The sequence below is a fragment of the Edwardsiella anguillarum ET080813 genome (assembly GCF_000264765.2).
Classification (GTDB): Bacteria; Pseudomonadota; Gammaproteobacteria; order Enterobacterales; family Enterobacteriaceae; genus Edwardsiella; species Edwardsiella anguillarum.
In genome coordinates this window covers 2,336,088-2,353,326 of the sequence record NZ_CP006664.1, presented here as the reverse complement: position 1 = coordinate 2,353,326, position 17,239 = coordinate 2,336,088, and the positions used below count along the sequence as shown (strand labels likewise).

General features: G+C 58.0%; 10 protein-coding genes, 2 rRNA genes, 1 pseudogene and 1 other annotated feature. Of the genes and pseudogenes, 6 read left to right on the top strand and 7 right to left on the bottom strand.

The features are described 5' to 3' along the window. From thrA to yjjY, 4 genes and pseudogenes are all read right to left on the bottom strand, one after another. On the bottom strand, positions 1–2,463 hold the full coding sequence (gene thrA / locus ETEE_RS10615) for a bifunctional aspartate kinase/homoserine dehydrogenase I (protein ID WP_034163062.1): 2,463 nt from the start codon (positions 2,461–2,463) through the stop codon (positions 1–3). Between the two features lie 22 nt (positions 2,464–2,485). Continuing rightward, positions 2,486–2,602: a sequence feature (Thr leader region), on the bottom strand. Beyond that, positions 2,544–2,615 carry a thr operon leader peptide gene (thrL, locus tag ETEE_RS22335; protein WP_071818548.1) on the bottom strand — a complete coding sequence of 24 codons (72 nt, stop codon included), beginning with the start codon at positions 2,613–2,615 and terminating at the stop codon, positions 2,544–2,546. Its footprint overlaps the feature before it by 59 nt. A gap of 216 nt (positions 2,616–2,831) precedes the next feature. After that, entirely contained in the window at positions 2,832–3,539 is a 708-nt protein-coding gene (locus ETEE_RS10610; RefSeq protein WP_034163061.1) for a tRNA/rRNA methyltransferase, read from the bottom strand. A 403-nt stretch (positions 3,540–3,942) separates the two neighbouring features. Then, a pseudogene (gene yjjY / locus ETEE_RS21885) lies at positions 3,943–4,085 on the bottom strand (YjjY family protein). Between the two features lie 102 nt (positions 4,086–4,187). Here yjjY and arcA point away from each other — a divergent pair. Next, positions 4,188–4,904: a two-component system response regulator ArcA gene (gene arcA, locus ETEE_RS10605; RefSeq protein WP_034163060.1), complete on the top strand. Its 717-nt coding sequence runs from the start codon at positions 4,188–4,190 to the stop codon at positions 4,902–4,904. 70 nt (positions 4,905–4,974) lie between these two features. Here arcA and ETEE_RS10600 read toward each other — a convergent pair whose 3' ends face one another. Then, a complete protein-coding gene (locus ETEE_RS10600) occupies positions 4,975–6,123 on the bottom strand; it encodes a tRNA/rRNA methyltransferase (protein WP_034163059.1) in 1,149 nt (382 codons plus the stop codon). Between the two features lie 206 nt (positions 6,124–6,329). On the opposite strand from ETEE_RS10600, the gene trxC reads away from it, so the two are divergent. The 5 genes from trxC (at position 6,330) to ETEE_RS10575 (ending at position 13,542) form a co-directional block, all read left to right on the top strand. Next, a complete protein-coding gene (trxC, locus tag ETEE_RS10595) occupies positions 6,330–6,761 on the top strand; it encodes a thioredoxin TrxC (RefSeq protein ID WP_034163058.1) in 432 nt (143 codons plus the stop codon). Positions 6,762–6,862: 101 nt separating this feature from the next. Beyond that, a complete protein-coding gene (locus ETEE_RS10590; protein WP_034163057.1) occupies positions 6,863–7,552 on the top strand; it encodes a tRNA-uridine aminocarboxypropyltransferase in 690 nt (229 codons plus the stop codon). Between the two features lie 72 nt (positions 7,553–7,624). Next, positions 7,625–10,297 (top strand): bifunctional acetate--CoA ligase family protein/GNAT family N-acetyltransferase, encoded by a 2,673-nt coding sequence (locus ETEE_RS10585; RefSeq protein ID WP_034163056.1) that lies wholly within the window; start codon positions 7,625–7,627, stop codon positions 10,295–10,297. Between the two features lie 134 nt (positions 10,298–10,431). Then, positions 10,432–11,787, top strand: coding sequence for a CDP-diacylglycerol--serine O-phosphatidyltransferase (gene pssA / locus ETEE_RS10580; RefSeq protein ID WP_034163055.1), 1,356 nt, complete (start codon positions 10,432–10,434; stop codon positions 11,785–11,787). 108 nt (positions 11,788–11,895) lie between these two features. Further along, positions 11,896–13,542: a mechanosensitive ion channel family protein gene (locus ETEE_RS10575; RefSeq protein ID WP_034163054.1), complete on the top strand. Its 1,647-nt coding sequence runs from the start codon at positions 11,896–11,898 to the stop codon at positions 13,540–13,542. 424 nt (positions 13,543–13,966) lie between these two features. On the opposite strand, the gene rrf is transcribed toward ETEE_RS10575, so the two are convergent. Both rrf and ETEE_RS10565 read right to left on the bottom strand, forming a co-directional pair. Beyond that, a 5S ribosomal RNA gene (gene rrf, locus ETEE_RS10570) occupies positions 13,967–14,082 on the bottom strand. A 91-nt stretch (positions 14,083–14,173) separates the two neighbouring features. After that, positions 14,174–17,081: ribosomal RNA gene (locus ETEE_RS10565) — 23S ribosomal RNA — on the bottom strand. Between the last annotated feature and the right edge of the window lie 158 nt (positions 17,082–17,239).

Sequence of the window (17,239 nt, the reverse complement as noted above, 5' to 3'; positions counted from 1 at the left end):
TTAAACTCCCAGCTTCCATGACAAGGTCCGCAGCAGATCGGCAAAGACGCCGGCGGCGGTGACATCGTTACCCGCGCCATAGCCGCGTAGCACCATCGGCAGCGGCTGATAGTAACGGCTGTAAAACGTCAGGGCGTTTTCGCCATTTTTAACCTTATACAGCGCATCATCGCTGTCCACCTCCGCAATGCGCACCGCGCAGCGCCCCTGATCGATCTCGCCGACGTAGCGCAGCACGCAGCCACGCGCTTGCGCAGCGGCGACCCTCGCGCTAAACGCGTCATCCGCCTGCGCCAGATTGGCGAGGAACGTATCGACGTCACCGCGGGCATCGAACGCCGCCGGCAGCACCGGCTCGACGCAGATATCGTCCAGCTCCAGGGCATATCCCGCCTCACGTGCCAGGATCAGCAGCTTGCGCGCCACGTCCATGCCGGAGAGATCGTCACGCGGATCCGGTTCGGTATAGCCCAGCTGACGCGCTTCACGGGTTGCCTGTGAGAAGGTCGCCCCCTCCTCCAAGCGGCCAAAGATAAACGACAGCGAACCGGAGAGAATGCCGCAGAACCGCTGCAGCTCATCGCCGGCGCTCAGCAGATTTTGCAGGTTTTCAATCACCGGCAGCCCGGCCCCGACGTTGGTATCGTAGAGAAACTTGCGCTGGCTGCCCGCCGCCTTCTGACGCAGCAGGCGGTAATAATCCAGGGAAGCCGTATTGGCCTTTTTATTCGGCGTCACCACGTGAAAACCATTACCGAGGAAGTCAGCGTACTGATCGGCCAACGCCTGGCTGGAGGTACAGTCGACGATCACCGGATTCAGCAGGTGATACTCGTTCACCAGGCGCATCAGGCGCCCCAGGTTAAACGGCTGCGAGGCCTGCTCCAGCGCCCCGCGCCAGTTCGCCATATCGATACCGTGTACATGGGTCAGCAGCGCTCGGGAGTTCGCGATGCCGCACACCCGCAGATCGATATGCTTACTTTTTAGCCAGGCCTGCTGACGCTCAATCTGCGCCAGCAGCGCGCCCCCCACGCCGCCCACGCCGATAACAAACACCTCGATCACCTGATCGGTGTTGAACAGCATCTGGTGCGTCACACGCACGGCGGTCGTCGCCGCATCATTGTTCACCACGACGGAGATCGAGCGCTCAGAGGAGCCCTGCGCAATCGCGACAATGTTGATGTTCGCCCGCGCCAGAGCCGAAAAGAACTTGGCCGAGATGCCGCGCTGGGTCCGCATACCGTCGCCGACCACCGAGATGATCGCCAGATGCTCGATAACATCCAGCGGCTCCAGCAGGCCATCCTTAAGCTCCAGGAAGAACTCATCCTGCAGCGCCTGGCAGGCCCGCGCCAGCTCCCCCTGCGGTACACAAAAGCTGATGCTGTATTCAGAGGAGGACTGGGTTATCAACACCACGGAAATACCGCTGCGCGACATCACAGCGAAGACCCGCGCCGCCATGCCGACCATCCCCTTCATCCCCGGGCCCGAGACGTTGAGCATCGCCATATGGTTCAGATGGGTGATCCCCTTCACCGGCAGCGCGTCGTCGGCGCGGCGCTGCGCGCCGATCAGGGTGCCGGGCGCCTGTGGATTGGCAGTATTTTTGATCAGGCAGGGGATTTGAAACTGGGCGATCGGTGCAATGGTGCGCGGGTGCAGCACCTTGGCGCCAAAGTAGGAGAGCTCCATCGCCTCTTGGTAGGACATCGACTCCAGCAGACGGGCGTCTGGAACCAGACGCGGATCGCAGGTATAGACGCCGTCAACGTCCGTCCAGATCTCACAGCACTCTGCGCGCAGGCAGGCGGCCAACACCGCCGCCGAATAGTCTGAGCCGTTGCGCCCCAGCACCACCAGCTCGCCGCGCTCGTTACCGGCGGTGAAGCCCGCCATCAGGATCAGGCTGTCGGTCGGGATCACCTGGGCGGCAATACGGCGGGCGGACTCCGCGATATCGACGCTGGACTCCAGATAGCCACCGCGGGCCAGCAGGCTGTTGACCGGATCGATCACGGTCACCGGACGTCCGCGCGCCCGCAGCAGCGCCGCCATGATCGCGATGGAGAGCGCCTCTCCGCGGCAAATCAGCGCCGCGTTGACGCCGTCCGGACACTGACCCAGCAGGGCGATGCCGTGCAGCACCTGACGGATCTGGCCAAACTCCTGGGACACCCGCAGACGCAGCGGCGCGGCGTCGAAGCCCGGCTGCGCCAGGGCTAAGCCATCGATCAGATCGCTAAAAATCTTCTCGGCGTCGCCGAGTATCGGCTGGATATCTTGCCCAGCGATGGTGCGTTCAATCAGCGCAACCAGATGGTTGGTGATACGGGCCGGGGCGGAAAGCACGGCGGCGACCTGTCCCTGTGAGGCCTTACTCTCCAAAATATCGGCAACGCTGAAGACCCGCTCCGCGTTGGCGACCGACGTGCCACCGAATTTTAATACTCTCATCTGACTCTCTCCGAATTTGGCCGAAAAAAAAGCCCGCACTGTGAGGTGCGGGCTTTTTCGTTTTCACTTTTCTGTATGCGTCAGCCCGCCCCGTTACCTGTGGTTCCGGTGGTGGTAATTGTTGTGGTGATATTCAGGCTGAAGTTACGCATCGTCTGTCCAATTAAATTCCTGTGTCTGCCCTATATTGGTTAAAGCAAAGCCAGCGCGGAGTCAATCGTTTTCTATTTTGCGACACCGATCTCAGTCAATTTTATACAGCATGAATATCTAAATAATAGAAATTCAAAGAATAAAACAATGGGGGTTCGCCAGATCATCACGATATAACAATAAAAAATGGCCATAACTTCCCATTATTACCCTTTTTACATTTTCTTACCTGGCACGGACCTTTCCAGCGCGGATTCGATATCATGCAGCAGACGGTGCAGCATTGCGGTATCGCGCTGGGCCAACAGACCGATGCGCTGATCCAGCCAGTCGCTCAGCTTGGTATCCCCGTCGACGCCCAGCGTCGTCAGCAGACGATCGGTACGGGCGCGCAGCGCGGCCAACTGCTCCTCCTGCGCCGCAGGAGCCTGGGCCGCCTGTACCTGCATCAGCGAGGAGAGCTGATAGCAAAACACCATCACCGCCTGCCCCAGGTTGAGCGACGGATAATCCGCCGCCATCGGCACCCCGGTCAGCAAGTCCACCAGCGCCAGCTCATCGTTGGTCAGGCCGGAGTCCTCGCGGCCAAACACCAGCGCGCAGCTGGCCATCCAGCGCTGCTTCTCCTGCAAGATCGTGCAGAGCTCCTGCGGCGTGCAATAGTAGTGAAAGCGCGCGCGGCTGCGGGCCGTCGACGCGACGCTAAAGTCAACATCCTCCAGCGCCTGCGCCAAGGTATCAAAGTGGCGAGCACCGTCCAGAATATCACCGGCGCCGTGCGCAACCCAGCGCGCCGCCGGTTCGCCGTCCACCTGACTGTCCACGATGCGCAGCGAGGTAAACCCCATGGTTTTCATCGCGCGCGCCGCAGCCCCCACGTTTTCAGCTCTGGCCGGAGCGACCAGGACGATATGAATTTGCATGCTTAGAGCCCATTTTGTTACTTAGGCGCACACTCTACCCCGCGAGACATCATTTTTCCACGCCGCTTTTAGTTACACATTTTTAACAAAAAATAACGTTTCAGTTTGTTAAATAACGTTCTTCTTAAAAATTTCCAGCAATTGATGGCCAAACGTAAATTTCGCAGAAAACGCTGCAGCATTATCATTATATTCATACAGTTAAGCTACAATAAAAATTAAAAATAGCCGCGAATACGCTATCACCGCCGTGCGGGCAGCAAGGGGAGAAGATCTCCGGGAGATAGTCATTAAGCACGCAAACTTGTAAGTGTTTTTCACAAATCTGTTAACGTGCTACAATTGGACTTGATATATGTCAACAAAGGATAGTTTTGTTAGGTGGCATTTGACGCATGCGCTGTTATATTGCTGTTAATAGGGTTAGGATGTGCGCCGCTTTTGGCACCACCGGGGCTGTAGGGAGTGACACCCCCTGACCAACCTAGCGATGTTGTTGACGTTGATGGAAAGTGCATCAAGAACGAGTTTACGTACCGTAGTCACTAGAGCCCCGCGGTTAAGCCGCCCATAATTTGGTGTTCTGGGTTCCCGGACTGCTGTACACCCCCTATTTTTCTATTTGTTGGCAATTTTAGGTAGCAAAACATGCAGACCCCGCACATTCTGATCGTCGAGGACGAACTCGTCACTCGTAATACGTTAAAAAGTATTTTCGAAGCGGAAGGTTATATCGTTCATGAAGCCAATGATGGTGCCGAGATGCATCAGATTCTGTCTGAGTTCGACATCAATCTGGTCATCATGGACATCAACCTGCCTGGGAAAAACGGCCTGTTACTGGCGCGCGAACTGCGTGAACAGGCAAATGTCGCGCTGATGTTCCTGACCGGTCGCGATAACGAAGTGGACAAAATTCTCGGCCTGGAAATCGGCGCCGATGATTACATCACCAAACCGTTTAACCCCCGTGAACTGACCATCCGTGCCCGTAACCTGCTCTCCCGCACCATGAACCTGGGCAGCGGAACCGAAGAGCGTAAAAGCGTTGAGCTCTATCGCTTTAACGGCTGGGAGCTGGACATCAACAGCCGCTCGCTGGTCAGCCCCGATGGCGAGCAGTACAAGCTGCCACGCAGCGAGTTCCGCGCCATGCTGCACTTCTGCGAGAATCCGGGCAAGATTCAGTCTCGCGCCGAGCTGCTGAAGAAGATGACCGGCCGTGAGCTGAAGCCGCACGATCGTACGGTCGACGTCACGATCCGCCGTATTCGCAAGCACTTCGAATCCACGCCGGACACACCGGAGATCATCGCCACTATCCACGGCGAAGGCTACCGCTTCTGCGGCGATCTGGAAGAGTAAGCGTCGCAACTCATCGCAAACCAAGAAAAAAGGCCGGAATATCCGGCCTTTTTTATGCAGGTCACGTCAATTAACGCGCATTCTGTCGCCACCATTCGGCCAACATAATCCCCGTGGCAACTGACACATTCAGGCTTTCAACGCTGCCAGTGCCACCGATAGAGATGCTCAGATCGCCCTGCTGCAGCGTGCCGTCAGACAAGCCATCGCCTTCATGCCCTACCACCAGCACGATTTTCGCCGGCAGCGTCGCACGGTGCAGCTGCGTCGTCCCCTTATGGCTGGAGGTCGTCACAATGGTATAGCCGGCGCGACGGAAGGTATCCAGCGTCGCAGAAAAATCCTCAGCGTCGATCGCCTGTACGTGCTCCGCGCCGCCCTCGGCGGTACGAACGGCTGCGCCAGACTCCAGCGCAGCGCTCTCCGGGGCAATGATCCCGCGGATGCCAAAGTGCGCACAGGTGCGCATAATGCCGCCCAGGTTATGAGGGTTGGCCACATTCTCCAACGCCAGCACGCAGTCCACAGCATCCTCTGCCTGATTGGCCAGATACTGCTGCGCATCAAGAGAGCGACGCTTTTTAATCAGGAAACACACGCCGCCGTGATGATCGGTCCCCGACGCCTTGGTCAGCTCGGCATCGTCCACCACATGGTAAGCCTTGCGGTTAGCCGCCATCCAGCGCAGGGCATCCCGGAAACGCGGCGTTACGGCCTGCAGGAACCAGGCACGAACGATGGCCTCCGGACGGCTCGCAAACAGTGCCTGGCAGGCATTCTCGCCATATACTCGCGTCTCTTCGGCGCGCTGACGACGCAGTTGTTCCGGATCGATAAAGCTTTTACCGCTGATACCGCCGTGATCGCTTTCAGCGCCTACGCCACCGTTATCGCCCAGAGAGACCGTACGCCACGGTGAACGATCACCGCCGCCCTTCTCACTGCGCGCCGGACGGGCTGCGCGATCGCCGCGGTCACTGCGATCGCTGCGGCTGCGGTCGCCGCGGTCATTACGATCGCTGCGGCTGCGATCGCCACGGTCATTACGATCGCTGCGGCTGCGATCGCCACGGTCATTACGATCGCTGCGGCTGCGGTCGCCGCGCGCACCCGGACGACCCTTCGCGGGGGCACGCGACTGACGATCATCGGCAGCGTCCGAGTCGCGAACATACATCACTTTTACTTTACCGTTTTTACCATTCAAAGAGTCGCTCATTACTTTCTCCACCTACGCGCAAGGCGCGAAGATTACCTGATGTGAGTACGCGTTGCCATATGCCAAGCATAAAAGCTGCTATCTATTATAGTCATTGGGTAAATCTGATTGTGGTCCCCATCATACAGCACAATAATGTTTAACCTAGCTGAAACGCCAGAGGATGTCCCGACTGTAGTTTCGCCGTTTTATGTCTGAGGATAATCATGAACACTGTCTGTCCCGCCTGTCATACAACCAACCGTATTCCCGACGATCGCCGCAGCGAACAGGCAAAGTGTGGCCGCTGCAGCCATGCCCTGTTTGACGGCGCCATCGTCAACGCCAGCGAAGAGACGCTGGATAAACTGTTGCAGGATGACCTGCCGGTACTGATCGACTTCTGGGCGCCGTGGTGCGGCCCCTGCCAGGGATTCGCCCCCGTCTTCGCCGCCGTCGCCGCGGCGCGGGCTGGCGAAGTGCGCTGTATCAAGGTGAATACCGAGGATCAGCCGGCGCTGAGCAGCCGTTTCCGCATTCGTAGCATCCCGACCATCATGCTATACCGCAACGGCCAACGCGTAGATATGCTCAATGGCGCGATGCCCCAGGCGCCGTTTGAAGCCTGGCTGGATGAGCAGCTGGCCAAGCAGGCCTGATCCCAAGATCAACCAAACGGCCCACGCGCGGGGCCGTTTGACGCTGTACCCGGTGACGAGGCTTGTTTAAAATAGCGGTTTTGCTCACCCCTGAGAACACCATGTCCGCCAATGCCGTACTGCGCCTACGCACCGCGCGCCTGAGCCAGTCAACCCGTCCATTTCACGCACGCGGCTGCCGCGTGCAGCGCTGCCAGCGCTGCCTGCTACCGCAGATCCACTGCCTGTGCGATACGCTGGCCAGCTACCCGGCCCATAGCCGCTTTTGCCTGATGATGTATGATACCGAGCCGCTGAAGCCCAGCAATACCGGGCGTCTGATCGCCGATGTCCTGCCGGATACCCTGGCCTACGGCTGGTCCAGGACGCAGCCGGATCCGCAGCTGCTGCAGCTGCTCGATGACCCTGCCTACCAGCCATACGTGGTCTTCCCGGGAAGCTACGCTGAGCCAGAGCGCGTCGTCACCGAGGTACGACACGATGAGCGCCGCCCGCTGTTTATCATGCTGGACGGCACCTGGCCGGAGGCGCGCAAAATGTTCCGCAAAAGCCCCTATCTGGACAGGTTCCCGGTCTTCTCCATCAACATGGCACAGGCACCCGGCTATCTTCTACGGGAAGCTCATCGCCCAGAACAGTACTGCACCGCCGAAGTCGCCGCTGCGCTGCTGGCGCTGGCGGACGATCGGCTGGCATCGCAGGGACTGCTGCAGCACTTTCACCATTTCCGTCAGCAATATTTGCTAGGTAAATCGCACCCTCAGGTGCCCGTCGCTGCAGCCGTGGAGTAAAGCCTCTAGAATCATGCCATCTGGCGCATTTCGCCGCGATCAGCCGCTGGGTAAACCGCACAGGAGGATGGCATGAGCCAACGCAGTCTCGAATCCCTGTTACGCCCCAAATCCATCGCCGTCATCGGCGCCTCCAATCAGCCGGGACGCAACGGCCATCTGGTTATGCTGAATCTGCTCAATGGAGGATTCCCCGGCCCGATAATGCCGGTGACACCGCGCTATCAGGCCGTCTGCGGCGTGCTGGCCTACCCGACGATCGCCGACTTACCCTGTGTGCCGGATTTGGCCATCCTATGTACCAACGCCCAGCGAACCCCGGCCCTGATCGCCGAACTGGGCACGAAAGGCTGCCGAGCCGCCATCGTCATCGCCTCCCCAGCCTCACAGGCCGACGCGCTACGCAGCCTCGCCTTACGCTACGGTGTACGACTGCTGGGCCCCAACAGCCTGGGGCTGCTGGCGCCCTGGCAAAAGCTTAACGCCAGCTTCTCCCCGGTACCGATCCTGCCAGGGCGCCTGGCCTTTATCTCCCAGTCAGCGGCGGTATCTAACACCATTCTCGACTGGGCTCGCCAGCGTGAGATCGGCTTCTCTCTCTTTGTAGCGCTAGGCGATAGCCTGGACACCGACGTCGACGAGCTGCTGGACTATCTGGCGCGGGATGCTAAAACTAGTGCGATCCTGCTCTATCTCGAACACCTGCACGATGCGCGGCGCTTCCTGTCGGCCGCGCGCAGCGCGGCGCGCAACAAACCGATCCTGGTGATTAAAAGCGGGCGTACTCCGCAGGCGCGACGCGTGCTAGGCGAGGCGGCGGGGCTCGATATCGCCTACGACGCCGCCATTCAGCGCGCCGGGCTGCTGCGGGTGCAAAATACCCACGAGCTGTTTTCCGCGGTAGAAACCCTCAGCCATATGCATCCCCTGCGCGGAGAGCGGCTGCTGATCGTCGGCAACGGCGCCGCCCCGATCGCCATGGCGCTGGATGAGCTACAGCGCCGCGGTGGCCATCCCGCCCCGTGCGATGATGCGCTGCACAGCGCGCTGTGCGCGGCGCTGCCGGCAGAGACCTACCTACAGGGTCCGATCGATCTGCGCGACGATGCTACGCCGGCCCGCTACCAGGCCGCGCTACAGCGCCTGCTCGACAGCCGCTGTTACGATGCGCTGCTGATCCAGCACGCACCCAGCGCGACTGCGCCGGCAACCGAAACCGCTCGCGCCCTGATCGAAACGCTGAGCGCACACCCGCGAGCCCGCCATGTGACGCTGATGACCAACTGGAGCGGAGAAAACACTTCTCAAGAGGCCCGCCGTCTCTTCAGCGAGGCGGGCATTCCGACCTATCGCACCCCCGAGGGGGCGGTCACCGCCTTTATGCACATGGTTGAATACCGGCGCAACCAGCGGCAGCTGATGGAAACCCCGGCCCTGCCCGCCAGTCTGCCGGCCAATACCGCGCTGGCTCATCGTCTGCTGGCACAGGCGCAGGCCGACGGCGTCACCCGCCTCGATACCCATGAGGTGCGCGATATTCTGGCCTGCTACGGCCTGGATACCCTGCCGGGCTGGATAGCCAACGACAGTACCGAAGCGGTGCATATCGCCGAGCGCATCGGTTATCCCGTCGCCCTTAAGCTGCGCTCCCCCGATATCGCCCATAACTCGGATGTTCAGGGCGTCATGCTCTATCTGCGCAACGCGCGTGAGGTCGAGCAGGCCGCCAATGCGATCTTCGACCGAGCCCGTCAGGCCTATCCCCAGGCGCGGATCTTAGGGCTTCTGGTACAGGGTACGGCCAACCGTATCGGGGCGCAGGAGCTACGTATCTGCGTGGAGAACGACGCCGTCTTCGGCCCGCTGATTTTGCTGGGTGAAGGCGGCGCCGAGTGGGATGCCCAGCGGGATGCCGCGGCGGCGCTCCCCCCGCTGAATATGAACCTAGCCCGTTACCTGATAGTCCAGGCGCAAAAGCGCGGCCATATTCGGCGGCGCGCGCCGCTGGCCGATCTGGATATCGCCGGGCTCAGTCAGGTGCTAGTGCAGGTATCCCACCTGATCGTCGACTGTCCAACGATCCAGCGTCTGGAAATTCATCCGCTGCTGGCCTGCGGGAGCACCTTCACCCTATTGGATGTCTCACTGCAGCTACTCGATCGGCACGCGGCACCAACCCGGCTTGCCATCTGTCCTTATCCGTACCGGCTTAAGGAGTCCATCCGGCTAAAAAACGGCGGCGACGCCCTGCTGCGCCCGATCCTCCCGGAGGATGAGCCCCTGCTTCAGCAGTTTATCCAGCGCGTCAGCAAAGAGGACCTCTACTATCGTTACTTCAGTGAGATCAATGAGTTTACCCATGAAGATCTCGCTAAGATGACCCAGATCGACTACGAGCGGGAGATGGCATTCGTCGCGGTACAGTCCACGCCGCAGGGCGAGGAGATCCTCGGCGTCACCCGCGCGCTGATCGACCCCGATAATACCGACGCAGAATTCGCCGTGCTGGTGCGCAGCGATCGTCACGGCCTGGGCTTAGGCTCTATCCTGCTGGATAAACTGATCCGCTATGCGCGTCAGCGCCAGCTACGACGTCTACAGGGCATCACCATGCCAACCAACCGCGGCATGATCGCGCTGGCGCGTAAAATCGGCTTTCAGGTGGAAATTCTGCTGGAGGACGGGATAGTCAATCTTTCACTATCGCTGTCGGACAGTACGCTGCCAGACAGCGAAAAATGCTGAGACAATTTCGACAAATCGTGGCAAAACATACGCAACGGGATAAAACTAGTGTTATTATCGTCCGATTCCGTTGGTTAAACTGAGCGTGTGCAACCGCCCGCGCTGCACTACGACAAGAGAAGAAGCGCACTGTGATGTTGTCCAAATTTAAGCGAGCCAAACATCAACAACACCTTGCTCAACTGCCCAAACTCCCGCAACAGGTCGGTGAGGTAGAAACGCTGTTTTCGCCAGCGGCATTCCGTCAGGCGCTGCTGGAGGCCATCGGCCAGGCAACTCAGCGGATCTATCTGGTAGCGCTGTACCTGGAAAATGACGATGGCGGCCGGGACGTGTTAAATGCGCTCTATCAGGCTAAACGGCAGCGTCCGCAGCTGGAGATTTTCGTTCTGGTCGATTGGCACCGGGCACAGCGCGGCCGCATCGGCGCAGAGGCCAGCAACACCAATGCTGACTGGTACTGCCGGATGGCCAGCGAATACCCTGATGTCATCGTGCCGATCTATGGCGTGCCGGTCAACACGCGCGAGGCTCTGGGAGTACTGCATCTAAAAGGTTTTATCATCGACGATCGGGTGATCTACAGCGGCGCCAGCCTGAACGATGTCTACCTGCACCGTCATGACAAGTACCGCTACGATCGCTACCACTTTATCCAAAATCCGCGCCTGGCCGGGGTTATGTGCCAATTTGTTCAGTCCACCTTGCTGAGCAACCCCGCGGTACAGCGTCTGGATCGCTGCGATCGCCCCAAAAGCCCGGAGATCCGTAATGAAACCCGCCAGTTCCGCCATGCGCTGCGCGATAGTGGCTATCAGGTGCCGGCAGAGGCTGGGAACGAAGAGCTGGCGGTGACGCCGTTGGCCGGTCTGGGTAAGCAGAATATCCTGAATAAGACCATTCACCACCTTATCTGCAGCACTGAGCGGACGCTCACGCTGTGTACTCCCTATTTCAACCTGCCAGCCCCGCTGGTGCGCGATATTATCTTTCTGCTGCGCCAGGGAAAACAGGTTGAAATCATCGTCGGGGACAAGAAGGCCAATGACTTCTTTATTCCGGAAGAAGAGCCATTCAAGATCATCGGCGCACTGCCCTATCTGTATGAGATCAACCTGCGGCGCTTTATCAGCCGGCTCCAGCCCTACCTCGATAACGGGCAGCTGACCGTGCGCCTGTGGCGCGACGATGACAATACCTATCATCTGAAAGGCATGTGGGTCGACGATCGCTGGCAGCTGATCACCGGCAACAATCTCAATCCGCGCGCCTGGCGTCTGGATCTGGAGAATGCGATTTTAATCCACGATCCGCAGGGCGAGATCCAGCATCAGCGTCAGCACGAACTGGAGTGTATCCGCCGTCATACCCAGGCCGTGCGTAGCTATGAGGATCTGGAAACCATCCAGCAATATCCGCTGAAAGTGCGCAAGCTGATCCGCCGCCTGCGCCGTATTCGCGTCGATCGCCTCATCAGCCGCATTCTGTAACGCCCATCTCATGGCCTCCCACTCCGGAGGCCTTTTTATCTCCCGCCGCACGCTTTGCACAGGCCGCGCTTATACTCATAGCATCTGAACGTCACCGAGATAGATGCGATGGTTCGTCTCCTGCGCGTTATCCTGCCGCTGTTGTCACTAATGTGGGGCGCAGCCCTTAGCGCCGCCGAGCCACGCCTGGCGCCGGACGAGGCCGAGCAGGCCCGCACCGTCACTATCCTACAGCAGCCGATCGTGATGCTGCAGGCTCACTTTGGCCTGGCGACGCCGGAGGAGCGGGTCAAACAGGCGGCGCAAGATCTGCAGAAGATCGCGCCGGGCGATCTGCTGTCGCCGGTGCAGATCACCCCGACTCAGCGCTATGGTCAGCCGGTGCGCCTGTTCTCTATCAATGGAAAACCGCTGCTGCTGCTAGCCCAGCAGGATCTGGACGTTGGCGACGACCTGTCGTTGGATCAGGCGGCAGAGCGCATACAGCAGCGGCTGGAAAATCTGCGCGGGGCGTTGATAGAGCAGCATTCGACGCACTATCTGGCGCTCGCGGCGCTGCGATTCGCCGGCGGCAGTGCGCTGCTATTGGCGCTGCTGTGGCTAGCGCGGCGAGTGCAAAAACGGATCCGCAGCCATTTCGATATCCTCATCATGCAGCATCGCGGCTGGGTTCCCTATCGCCTACGCAGCTACGTTGGCAGCCTTGAGCGCCGCATATCAGCGGCACTCCTGCTGCTGGGATGCGCCATTGCGAGCTATATCTGGCTGGTATGGGCCTTAAAACTATTTCCCGCCACGCGCTACTGGGGCTACTCGCTTCATCGCTTTAGCCTGGCAGCGGCGGCACAGCTGTTACAGGATCTGATCGCCGCGCTGCCGGATCTGTTGAGCCTGGCCGCGATCGCCGCGATCGCGCTACTGATCCAGCGCCTGTTGCGCCTGCTGTTCCGCCAGGTGGAGAGCGGGCGCCTCAGGCTGCCGGGACTCTACCCGGATACCATCAAGGCTACCCGCCGCCTACTCAGCGTCATCATCTGGATGTTCGCCCTGTCGATGGCCTACCCGTTCTTCCCCGGCGCCGATACCTTGGCGTTCAAGGGCGTCAGCGTCTTTTTTGGACTGATGATCACGCTGGGCTCGGCGGGTCTGGTCAGCCATGCCATGAGCGGCCTGGTCCTGATCTATTCACGCGCCCTGCACCAGGGGGACTATGTTCGCATAGGGGAGTATGACGGCTTTGTTGATGATATTGGCATACTGGCGACCAAGCTGAAAACCCGCGAAGGCTTTGACGTCACGATCCCCAACGCCGTCGTCGCCAGCGGCAAGATCGTCAATCTCAGTACCCACGCCGCTCACGGCGGGATTATTATCAGTACCGGGGTCACCATCGGCTACGATGTTCCCTGGCGTCAAGTTCACGCCATGCTGCTACTGGCGCTGCAGCAAACCGAGGGAATACAGCACGATGTCGAACCCGCGATCCGGCAGAACGAATTGCAGGACTGGTATGTCAGCTATGAGCTACGGGCAGAGATTGTCGCGGGAGCGACGCCGGCACAGGTAAAAAGCACGCTGCACGGCCATATTCTGGATGTATTTAACCGCTTTGGCGTCCAAATTATGTCTCCGCACTTTGTCATGCAGCCTAAGGAGGCGATATGGGTCAGCCAGGAGAAATGGTTTAGCCCTCCGGCACAATCTCCTACGCCATCCGCACCTGCAGAAAACGGCGGCGATAAGAAGATCCCTTAAGGCGGGCCAGCGCATGCGGCATTCAGATACACGGCCGGCGCCGCGGTTCGCCTCGGGAGTCGCCCACTGCCCGACAACAGCCCGATAAACAAAAGACCTCATGCTTACGCATGGGATCTTTCCGTCTATTTGATGCCTGGCAGTTTATGGTTCACTAAGTGAACCACCCTGCGGGCCGTCGCTCGCGACGTTCAAACGCTAACGCGTTTATCCTACTCTCTTTCGCGTAGCGAACTGCACCGTCTTCCCCATCGGCGAACCACATCGATAACCTACTGAGGCTTAAATTCTGACATCCATATAACTTAGTATGCTGCCATTTACGATAAGCGCATCTAACATCGTGCAGCGGGATTAGGCTATAAAACGATAGATAAACAAAAAGACCCCATGCTTGCGCATGGGGTCTTTCCGTTTGTTTGATGCCTGGCAGTTCCCTACTCTCGCATGGGGAGACCCCACACTACCATCGGCGCTACGGCGTTTCACTTCTGAGTTCGGCATGGGGTCAGGTGGGACCACCGCGCTATCGCCGCCAGGCAAATTCTGTTTCACCAACCGCCATCACTGGCCATCGGTTCCAATCTTGAACAAGCTAAATTCGTCTCTCTAAAAACACCTTCGGTGTTGTAAGGTTAAGTCTCACGGATCATTAGTACTGGTTAGCTCAACGTATCGCTACGCTTACACACCCAGCCTATCAACGTCTTAGTCTTAAACGTTCCTTCAGTGGACTCAAGGTCCAAGGGAAGACTCATCTCGAGGCAAGTTTCGCGCTTAGATGCTTTCAGCGCTTATCTTTTCCGCACGTAGCTACCGGGCAATGCAATTGGCATCACAACCCGAACACCAGCGGTGCGTCCACTCCGGTCCTCTCGTACTAGGAGCAGCCCCTCTCAATCTTCCAACGCCCACGGCAGATAGGGACCGAACTGTCTCACGACGTTCTAAACCCAGCTCGCGTACCACTTTAAATGGCGAACAGCCATACCCTTGGGACCTACTTCAGCCCCAGGATGTGATGAGCCGACATCGAGGTGCCAAACACCGCCGTCGATATGAACTCTTGGGCGGTATCAGCCTGTTATCCCCGGAGTACCTTTTATCCGTTGAGCGATGGCCCTTCCATTCAGAACCACCGGATCACTAAGACCTGCTTTCGCACCTGCTCGAGCCGTCACTCTCGCAGTCAAGCTAGCTTATGCCTTTGCACTAACCTCCTGATGTCCGACCAGGATTAGCTAACCTTCGTGCTCCTCCGTTACTCTTTGGGAGGAGACCGCCCCAGTCAAACTACCCACCAGACACTGTCCCTACCCCGGATCACGGGGCCAGGTTAGAACATCAAACATTAAAGGGTGGTATTTCAAGGTCGGCTCCATGCAGACTGGCGTCCACACTTCAAAGCCTCCCACCTATCCTACACATCAAGGTTCAATGTTCAGTGTCAAGCTATAGTAAAGGTTCACGGGGTCTTTCCGTCTTGCCGCGGGTACACTGCATCTTCACAGCGAGTTCAATTTCACTGAGTCTCGGGTGGAGACAGCCTGGCCATCATTACGCCATTCGTGCAGGTCGGAACTTACCCGACAAGGAATTTCGCTACCTTAGGACCGTTATAGTTACGGCCGCCGTTTACTGGGGCTTCGATCAAGAGCTTCGCCTTACGGCTGACCCCATCAATTAACCTTCCAGCACCGGGCAGGCGTCACACCCTATACGTCCACTTTCGTGTTTGCAGAGTGCTGTGTTTTTATTAAACAGTTGCAGCCAGCTGGTATCTTCGACTGGCTTCGGCTCCATCCGCAAGGGACTTCACCTACATGCCAGCGTGCCTTCTCCCGAAGTTACGGCACCATTTTGCCTAGTTCCTTCACCCGAGTTCTCTCAAGCGCCTTGGTATTCTCTACCTGACCACCTGTGTCGGTTTGGGGTACGATTCAGTGTTATCTGGAGCTTAGAGGCTTTTCCTGGAAGCAGGGCATTAACCACTTCAGCACCGTAGTGCCTCGTCATCACGCCTCAGTGTTAAAGATGACCGGATTTGCCAGGTCATCACACCTACACGCTTAAACCGGGACAACCGTCGCCCGGCCGGTCTAGCCTTCTCCGTCCCCCCTTCGCAATAACACCAAGTACAGGAATATTAACCTGTTTCCCATCGACTACGCCTTTCGGCCTCGCCTTAGGGGTCGACTTACCCTGCCCCGATTAACGTTGGACAGGAACCCTTGGTCTTCCGGCGAGCGGGCTTTTCACCCGCTTTATCGTTACTTATGTCAGCATTCGCACTTCTGATACCTCCAGCAGCCCTCACAGGCCACCTTCAACGGCTTACAGAACGCTCCCCTACCCAACAACGCCTAAGCGTCGCTGCCGCAGCTTCGGTGCATGGTTTAGCCCCGTTACATCTTCCGCGCAGGCCGACTCGACCAGTGAGCTATTACGCTTTCTTTAAATGATGGCTGCTTCTAAGCCAACATCCTGGCTGTCTATGCCTTCCCACATCGTTTCCCACTTAACCATGACTTTGGGACCTTAGCTGGCGGTCTGGGTTGTTTCCCTCTTCACGACGGACGTTAGCACCCGCCGTGTGTCTCCCGTGATAACATTCTTCGGTATTCGTAGTTTGCATCGGGTTGGTAAGTCGGGATGACCCCCTAGCCGAAACAGTGCTCTACCCCCGAAGATGAGTTCACGAGGCGCTACCTAAATAGCTTTCGGGGAGAACCAGCTATCTCCCGGTTTGATTGGCCTTTCACCCCCAGCCACAAGTCATCCGCTAATTTTTCAACATTAGTCGGTTCGGTCCTCCAGTTAGTGTTACCCAACCTTCAACCTGCCCATGGCTAGATCACCGGGTTTCGGGTCTATACCTTGCAACTAGACGCCCAGTTAAGACTCGGTTTCCCTACGGCTCCCCTATTCGGTTAACCTTGCTACAAAATATAAGTCGCTGACCCATTATACAAAAGGTACGCAGTCACACCCCGAAGGATGCTCCCACTGCTTGTACGTACACGGTTTCAGGTTCTATTTCACTCCCCTCGCCGGGGTTCTTTTCGCCTTTCCCTCACGGTACTGGTTCACTATCGGTCAGTCAGGAGTATTTAGCCTTGGAGGATGGTCCCCCCATATTCAGACAGGATAACACGTGTCCCGCCCTACTCATCGAACTCACAGCTGTGCACCTTCGTGTACGGGGCTATCACCCTGTATCGCGCGACTTTCCAGACGCTTCCACTAATGCACAAACTGATTCAGGTTCTGGGCTCTTCCCCGTTCGCTCGCCGCTACTAGGGGAATCTCGGTTGATTTCTTTTCCTCAGGGTACTTAGATGTTTCAGTTCCCCTGGTTCGCCTCGTTAAGCTATGTATTCACTTAACGATAGTGCAACGGATTGCACTGGGTTTCCCCATTCGGACATCGCCGGCTAATAATGCTTCATATCAGCTCACCGACGCTTATCGCAGATTAGCACGTCCTTCATCGCCTCTGACTGCCTAGGCATCCACCGTGTACGCTTAGTCACTTAACCTCACAACCCGAAGATGTTTCACTTCGTGCTGTAAGCATTTGAGAGACTCTCGAATCACTTATTAAAAGCAATTCGATTGTTTTCGAATTTTCAGCTTGTTCCAGATTGTTAAAGAGCAAAATATTGCAAACATGACTCGTAAGTCCGTTTTGCAATAC

What these genes read in the sequence shown, in the direction of transcription:
- thrA (WP_034163062.1), bottom strand. Translation starts at nt 2,463, where the DNA reads ATGAGAGTATTAAAATTCGGTGGCACGTCGGTCGCCAACGCGGAGCGG.
- ETEE_RS10610 (WP_034163061.1), bottom strand. Translation starts at nt 3,539, where the DNA reads ATGCAAATTCATATCGTCCTGGTCGCTCCGGCCAGAGCTGAAAACGTG.
- arcA (WP_034163060.1), top strand. Translation starts at nt 4,188, where the DNA reads ATGCAGACCCCGCACATTCTGATCGTCGAGGACGAACTCGTCACTCGT.
- ETEE_RS10600 (WP_034163059.1), bottom strand. Translation starts at nt 6,123, where the DNA reads ATGAGCGACTCTTTGAATGGTAAAAACGGTAAAGTAAAAGTGATGTAT.
- trxC (WP_034163058.1), top strand. Translation starts at nt 6,330, where the DNA reads ATGAACACTGTCTGTCCCGCCTGTCATACAACCAACCGTATTCCCGAC.
- ETEE_RS10590 (WP_034163057.1), top strand. Translation starts at nt 6,863, where the DNA reads ATGTCCGCCAATGCCGTACTGCGCCTACGCACCGCGCGCCTGAGCCAG.
- ETEE_RS10585 (WP_034163056.1), top strand. Translation starts at nt 7,625, where the DNA reads ATGAGCCAACGCAGTCTCGAATCCCTGTTACGCCCCAAATCCATCGCC.
- pssA (WP_034163055.1), top strand. Translation starts at nt 10,432, where the DNA reads ATGTTGTCCAAATTTAAGCGAGCCAAACATCAACAACACCTTGCTCAA.
- ETEE_RS10575 (WP_034163054.1), top strand. Translation starts at nt 11,896, where the DNA reads ATGGTTCGTCTCCTGCGCGTTATCCTGCCGCTGTTGTCACTAATGTGG.